This is a genomic window from Pseudomonas sp. MF6776, assembly GCF_016613125.1.
GTDB lineage: Bacteria > Pseudomonadota > Gammaproteobacteria > Pseudomonadales > Pseudomonadaceae > Aquipseudomonas > Aquipseudomonas iridis.
This window is the reverse complement of record NZ_JAENSQ010000023.1, coordinates 88729-95470: the sequence shown is the minus strand read 5'-3', so window position 1 is coordinate 95470 and position 6742 is coordinate 88729. Positions and strand designations below refer to the sequence as shown.

General features: G+C 60.1%; 6 protein-coding genes. All 6 read right to left on the bottom strand.

Annotation, left to right across the window (positions count from 1 at the left end):
- Positions 1-223: 223 nt before the first annotated feature.
- The gene (gene fba / locus JJD74_RS22615; protein ID WP_007913760.1) at positions 224-1288 is read right to left on the bottom strand and encodes a class II fructose-bisphosphate aldolase; all 1065 of its coding nucleotides are present in this window, start codon (positions 1286-1288) and stop codon (positions 224-226) included.
- A 262-nt stretch (positions 1289-1550) separates the two neighbouring features.
- Positions 1551-1883, bottom strand: coding sequence for an MliC family protein (locus JJD74_RS22610; RefSeq protein ID WP_008081029.1), 333 nt, complete (start codon positions 1881-1883; stop codon positions 1551-1553).
- Positions 1884-1940: 57 nt separating this feature from the next.
- A complete protein-coding gene (locus tag JJD74_RS22605; RefSeq protein WP_042561491.1) occupies positions 1941-2162 on the bottom strand; it encodes a hypothetical protein in 222 nt (73 codons plus the stop codon).
- 34 nt (positions 2163-2196) lie between these two features.
- Positions 2197-3360, bottom strand: a complete 1164-nt coding sequence (locus tag JJD74_RS22600; RefSeq protein WP_200616868.1) for a phosphoglycerate kinase — start codon at positions 3358-3360, stop codon at positions 2197-2199.
- Between the two features lie 12 nt (positions 3361-3372).
- Complete coding sequence (gene epd, locus JJD74_RS22595; protein ID WP_042561493.1) at positions 3373-4425, bottom strand: erythrose-4-phosphate dehydrogenase; 1053 nt, start codon at positions 4423-4425, stop codon at positions 3373-3375.
- A gap of 179 nt (positions 4426-4604) precedes the next feature.
- Complete coding sequence (tkt, locus tag JJD74_RS22590) at positions 4605-6602, bottom strand: transketolase (RefSeq protein ID WP_042561494.1); 1998 nt, start codon at positions 6600-6602, stop codon at positions 4605-4607.
- Between the last annotated feature and the right edge of the window lie 140 nt (positions 6603-6742).

Here is a 6742-nt window from a genome sequence, read left to right as displayed (position 1 = left end):
CAGGCTGAAGCCTTGGGTACGACCGATTTGAATGGTGGCGCGCTCTTCAACGCTGAGTTCGGTATAAGACATAGGGGCAGCACCGTACCGGAAAGGTCAGGTGTTGCACTCAGTTTTTGCCGCCGCCCTTCTTAATTATTCGCTGGATATTTAACAGCGACCCGCCCCCACAAAAAACCCGCCTCTCGGCGGGTTTCTTGATTCAATGGTTTAACGCTAAGGCTTAGTTAACCTTGGCGTTCAACTCACCCTTCAGATAACGCTGATACATCGCTTCAAGCGAGATCGGCTTGATCTTCGAAGCATTACCGGCAGTACCGAACGCTTCATAACGCGCGATACATACATCACGCATTGCAGTAACGGTCGCACCGAAGAATTTACGTGGGTCGAATTCGCTCGGGTTGGTGGCCATCAGGCGACGCATGGCACCGGTGGATGCCAGGCGCAGGTCGGTGTCGATGTTGACCTTGCGCACGCCGTACTTGATGCCTTCGACGATTTCTTCAACCGGTACGCCGTAGGTTTCTTTGATGTCGCCGCCGTACTGGTTGATGATCGCCAGCCACTCTTGTGGCACCGACGAGGAACCGTGCATCACCAGGTGGGTGTTCGGGATGCGTTTGTGGATTTCCTTGATGCGGTCGATGGCCAGCACGTCGCCGGTAGGTGGCTTGGTGAACTTGTAGGCGCCGTGGCTGGTGCCGATGGCGATGGCCAATGCGTCGACCTGGGTGCGCTTGACGAAGTCAGCGGCTTCTTCCGGGTCGGTCAGCATTTGGCTGTGATCCAGAACGCCTTCGGCGCCGATGCCGTCTTCTTCACCGGCCATACCGGTTTCCAGCGAACCCAGGCAGCCCAGCTCGCCTTCTACCGAAACGCCGCAGGCGTGAGCCATGGCTACGGTCTGCTGAGTGACGCGGACGTTGTAGTCGTAGTCGGTCGGGGTCTTGCCGTCTTCGCCGAGGGAACCGTCCATCATCACCGAGCTGAAGCCCAGTTGGATCGAACGCTGGCAGACGTCAGGGCTGGTGCCGTGGTCCTGGTGCATGCACACCGGGATGTGCGGGAATTCTTCGATCGCGGCCAGGATCAGGTGACGCAGGAATGGCGCGCCGGCGTATTTACGGGCGCCGGCCGAAGCCTGGACGATCACCGGGGAGTCAGTCTTGTCAGCGGCTTCCATGATGGCGCGCATCTGCTCAAGGTTGTTGACGTTGAAAGCTGGAACGCCGTAGCCGAACTCGGCTGCGTGGTCCAACATCTGGCGCATGCTGATAAGTGCCATTGTGTGTGTCTCTCCCGGTTTGGGTCGTTAATCGTGCCAGCCTGCCGGAGCGGCGGCGGCTATTCAAGTGATTGCAGATCGGGGGTTGAGGCCCGGCCTGGTGATTCGGTGGTACCAAAATCTTGTGAACAACACAGAACCCCTGTGGGAGCGAGCCTGCTCGCGAAAGCGGTCTGACAGACACTGCATCATCGGCAATAAGATTGCTTTCGCGAGCAGGCTCGCTCCCACATTTGGATCTCCGTACATCAATTCAATCGTGTTACTCGGCTTTGCAGCCGCGGCCGATCAGGTCATTGGTGGCGACCCAATACACCAGGCCTTCCTCACCCTTGACGTGAAACGCCAGCATGCCGTCGCTGTACAGCGTGCCCGAGGCGCCCGGCTCTTCTTTCAGGCGATAGACCTGATCACCGCCACCCAGTCGAACGTCGACTTCCTTTTGGCCGGCATCGGCGTAACGCCAGAGCACTTTGGCCTGGCTGTCGCAGGTCCAGGTGGTCCAGTTATCCGCAGGGGCGGACGACTGAAACAGGTTCAACTGCGCGCAACCGCCCAACAATGCCAACGCCGCAATGGCGATCAAGCCTTTCATCCGTGTTCCTCGACTGACGACGCACGCCGCCAGTCCTGAGTTAAAGAGTCAGACCCGTCAAGGACAACCATGTTCCTTGGCCGGGGTTTGCGTCTCGTATTTGTCCAGACCGTCCGGCCCGGAACGCTTGTTCAGCACCGGGTTGGTCTCGGCCTGCCAGTCGGCCTGATAACAGCCTTTGTGCACCGCGTCAGGCGCAGGCGTAGGCTCGGCCTTCGGGTTGCTCCCGCAGGCCGCCAGCGTACCGGTCAGCAACAACAATGCTAACGACTTGACCATGTGAACACTCCTTTGCCTGGCCAAACGGGCGGCCTCAGGCCTTGGCCCGGCTTTCCAGGACTTCAACGGCTGGCAGCACTTTGCCTTCGACGAACTCGAGGAACGCGCCGCCACCGGTGGAAATGTAGGAGATCTTTTCAGCCACGCCATATTTATCGATGGCCGCCAGGGTGTCGCCACCGCCGGCAATCGAGAACGCATCGCTGTCGGCAATGGCCTGAGCCAGCACTTTGGTGCCGTTGCCGAACTGATCGAACTCGAACACGCCGACCGGGCCGTTCCACAGAATGGTTTTCGACGATTTCAGCAGTTCGGCGAAGTTGGCTGCGGTTTGCGGGCCGATGTCCAGAATCATGTCGTCGGCGGCAACGTTAGCGATGAGCTTGACGGTGGCTTCAGCGGACTCGGCGAATTCCTTGGCAACCACAACATCAACGGGCAGCGGCACGCTGACCTTGGCGGCGATGGCGCGCGCGGTGTCGAGCAGATCCGGTTCGTACAGCGACTTGCCTACCGGATGACCGGCAGCGGCAAGGAAGGTGTTGGCGATACCGCCGCCGACGATCAGTTGATCGCAGATCTGGCTCAGGCTGTTCAGTACGTCGAGTTTGGTCGAGACCTTGGAGCCGGCAACGATGGCAGCCATTGGTTGCGCAGGCGCGCCCAGCGCTTTTCCCAGAGCATCCAGCTCGGCGGCCAGCAGTGGGCCAGCGGCGGCGACTTTGGCAAATTTGGCCACGCCGTGGGTCGAACCCTCGGCGCGGTGAGCGGTGCCGAACGCATCCATCACGAACACGTCGCACAGGGCGGCGTATTGCTGGGCCAGTTCGTCAGCGTTCTTTTTCTCGCCCTTGTTGAAGCGCACGTTTTCGAACAGCACGATGTCGCCGGCCTTGACTTCAACGCCGCCCAGGTAATCGGCTACCAGCGGCACTTCACGGCCGAGCGCCTTGCTCAGGTAGTCAGCGACTGGCTTGAGACTGTTCTCGGCCGAGAACTCGCCTTCGGTCGGACGGCCAAGGTGCGAGCACACCATGACGGCGGCACCTTTTTCCAGGGCCAGCTTGATGGTCGGCAGCGAAGCCAGGATTCGCGCATCGCTGGTGACAACACCGTCCTTGACTGGGACGTTGAGGTCTTCGCGGATCAATACGCGCTTACCTTGCAGATCGAGGTCGGACATCTTCAACACGGTCATGGGTCGCACTTCCTACGGTTTTTTTGAAATTGCTGTTTGCAGATAGTGTTCTGCAACGTCCAGCATTCGGTTGGCAAAACCCCACTCGTTGTCGAACCAGGCCAGGATGTTCACCAGCCGTGGGCCGGAAACGCGGGTCTGACTGGCATCGACGATGGCCGAATGTGGGTCGTGGTTGAAATCACAACTGGCGTGAGGCAATTCGGTGTAGGCCAAAAGACCCTTGAGCGGGCCGCTGGTGGCGGCTTCACGCAGGATCCGGTTGACCTCAGTGGCGTCGGTCGCCGTGGCGGTCTGCATCGTGATGTCGAGGCACGACACGTTGACCGTCGGCACGCGTACGGCTTTGGCTTGAATTCGGCCGGCAAGTTCCGGCAGCAGGCGCTCGATACCGCGCGCCAGACCAGTGGACACCGGGATCACCGACTGGAACGCCGAACGGGTGCGGCGCAGGTCTTCGTGGTGATAGGCGTCGATGACCGGCTGATCGTTCATCGCCGAGTGAATCGTGGTGATCGACACGTAATCAAGGCCGATCGCCTTGTCGAGCAGACGCAACAGCGGCACGCCGCAGTTGGTGGTGCAGGAGGCGTTGGACACCAGCAGTTCGTCGCCGGTCAGGCAGTCCTGATTGACGCCGTAAACGATGGTGGCGTCGACATCCGCCTCGCTGGCCATCGGCTGCGAGAACAGCACACGCGGCGCGCCGGCGTTCAGGAAACGCTGGCCGTCTTCACGGGTGTTGTAGGCGCCGGAGCATTCGAGCACCAGATCGACGTCCAGCGACGCCCAATCGATGCCTTCGGGGGTGGCACTGCGCAGGACCTTCACGCAGTTGCCATTAATATGCAGACAATCGCCCTCGACCCGCACTTCGCCGGGGAACCGGCCGTGGGTAGAGTCGAAGCGTGTCAGGTATTCGATGCTGGCCATGTCGGCCAGATCGTTGATCGCAACAATTTCAAACCCGGCTTTCTCGCCTCGCTCAAACAACGCACGCAAGACGCAACGACCAATCCGGCCGTAGCCGTTGAGTGCAACTTTGTAAGGACGCGGTTGAGGCATGGGGTTCTCGATAGTACGCAGGCAGACGTAATGTTTGTTGCAACACAACCCTTGTGGGAGCTGGCTTGCCAGCGATAGGGCCATTCGCATCAACATAGATGCTGACTGAACGGACGCTATCGCTGGCAAGCCAGCTCCCACATGGAACTGCGGTGACCGTTAGATCACCGCGCTGTGCCTTAGTCTTCCAGCAGCTCTTCAGCCTGCCCCAGGATGTTTTCCAGGGTGAAGCCGAATTCCTCGAACAGTGCTGGCGCAGGCGCCGACTCACCGTAAGTGGTCATGCCGATCACGCGACCTTCCAGACCCACGTACTTGAACCAGAAGTCGGCGTGAGCCGCTTCGATCGCGATACGCGCGCTGACCTGCAACGGCAGGACGGCTTGCTTGTAGCCAGCATCCTGAGCATCGAACACGCTGGTGCAAGGCATCGAAACCACGCGCACCTTGCGGCCCTGCTCGGTCAGTTTGTCGAAGGCTTGAACAGCCAGGCCGACTTCCGAACCGGTCGCAATCAGAATCAGCTCAGGCTCGCCTGCGCAGTCCTTCAGCACGTAGCCACCGCGGCTGATGTCGGCGATCTGGCCAGCATCACGGGTTTGGTGCTGCAGGTTCTGACGCGAGAAGATCAGCGCCGATGGACCGTCCTTGCGCTCCAGAGCGTTTTTCCAGGCCACGGCCGATTCAACGGCATCGGCTGGACGCCAGGTGTCGAGGTTCGGCGTGGTACGCAGGCTGGTCAGCTGCTCGATCGGCTGGTGCGTCGGGCCGTCTTCGCCCAGACCGATGGAGTCGTGGGTGTAGACGTGGATCACTTGCTTCTTCATCAGCGCCGACATGCGCACAGCATTGCGAGCGTATTCCATGAACATCAGGAAGGTAGCGCCGTAAGGCACCAGGCCGCCGTGCAGGGTGACGCCGTTCATGATGGCGGTCATGCCGAACTCGCGCACGCCGTAGTACATGTAGTTGCCGCTGGCATCTTCAGCGCTGACGCCCTTGCAACCTTTCCACAGGGTCAAGTTGGAACCAGCCAGGTCAGCCGAACCGCCGAGCAATTCCGGCAGCAGCGGGCCGAACGCGTTCAGGGTGTTCTGGCTGGCTTTACGGCTGGCGATGGTTTCGCCTTTGGCAGCGACTTCAGCGATGTAAGCCGAGGCTTTTTCGGAGAAGTCTGCTGGCAGTTCACCGCTCAGACGACGGATCAGCTCGTTGGCTTCGGTCGGGAACGCGGCGGAGTAGGCAGCGAAACGCTGATCCCACTCGGCTTCTACAGCGCGGCCGGATTCCTTGGCATCCCACTCGGCATAGATGTCGGCCGGGATTTCGAATGGACCGTGGTTCCAGTTCAGCGCCTGACGGGTCAAGGCGATTTCCGCGTCACCCAGTGGGGCGCCGTGGCAGTCTTCTTTGCCTTGCTTGTTCGGCGAGCCGAAACCGATGGTGGTCTTGCAGCAGATCAGCGTCGGCTGCGCGCTCTTGCGAGCGGTTTCGATGGCGGTCTTGATCTCTTCCGGGTCGTGACCGTCAACGTTGCGGATCACTTGCCAGTTGTAGGCTTCGAAACGCTTCGGCGTGTCATCGGTGAACCAGCCTTCGACTTCGCCGTCGATGGAGATACCGTTGTCATCGTAGAAGGCGATCAGCTTGCCCAGACCCAACGTACCGGCCAGGGAAGCGACTTCGTGGGAAATGCCTTCCATCATGCAGCCATCACCCAAGAACACGTAGGTGTGGTGGTCAACGATGTTGTGGCTCGGACGGTTGAACTGCGCCGCCAGGACTTTTTCCGCCAGCGCGAAACCCACGGCGTTGGCCAGGCCCTGACCCAACGGGCCAGTGGTGGTCTCGACGCCAGGGGTATAGCCGAATTCCGGGTGACCCGGGGTGCGGCTGTGCAGTTGACGGAACTGCTTGAGGTCTTCGATCGACAGGTCGTAACCGGTCAGGTGCAGCAGCGAATAGATCAACATCGAGCCGTGGCCGTTGGACAGCACGAAGCGGTCACGGTCGGCGAAGGATGGATTGCTCGGGTTGTGCTTGAGGTAGTCGCGCCAAAGCACTTCGGCGATATCTGCCATACCCATAGGTGCACCGGGATGGCCGCTGTTGGCTTTTTGCACGGCATCCATGCTGAGGGCACGAATGGCGTTGGCACGCTCACGACGGCTAGGCATCGCTGATCTCCTGGGTGTGAATAGATTGAAACGGAAAAAAGGAGGGCATTTTCCCTCACCGGAGCGCCTCGGGGCAATGACAGATAGTCATCCGGCAGCGTTTTTCCAATGGATAGCGGCGGATTAGGCAGGTGAAACCT

Excerpts from the sequence above, each read along its gene's own strand:
- fba (WP_007913760.1), bottom strand. The coding sequence starts at position 1,288 with ATGGCACTTATCAGCATGCGCCAGATGTTGGACCACGCAGCCGAGTTC.
- JJD74_RS22610 (WP_008081029.1), bottom strand. The coding sequence starts at position 1,883 with ATGAAAGGCTTGATCGCCATTGCGGCGTTGGCATTGTTGGGCGGTTGC.
- JJD74_RS22605 (WP_042561491.1), bottom strand. The coding sequence starts at position 2,162 with ATGGTCAAGTCGTTAGCATTGTTGTTGCTGACCGGTACGCTGGCGGCC.
- JJD74_RS22600 (WP_200616868.1), bottom strand. The coding sequence starts at position 3,360 with ATGACCGTGTTGAAGATGTCCGACCTCGATCTGCAAGGTAAGCGCGTA.
- epd (WP_042561493.1), bottom strand. The coding sequence starts at position 4,425 with ATGCCTCAACCGCGTCCTTACAAAGTTGCACTCAACGGCTACGGCCGG.
- tkt (WP_042561494.1), bottom strand. The coding sequence starts at position 6,602 with ATGCCTAGCCGTCGTGAGCGTGCCAACGCCATTCGTGCCCTCAGCATG.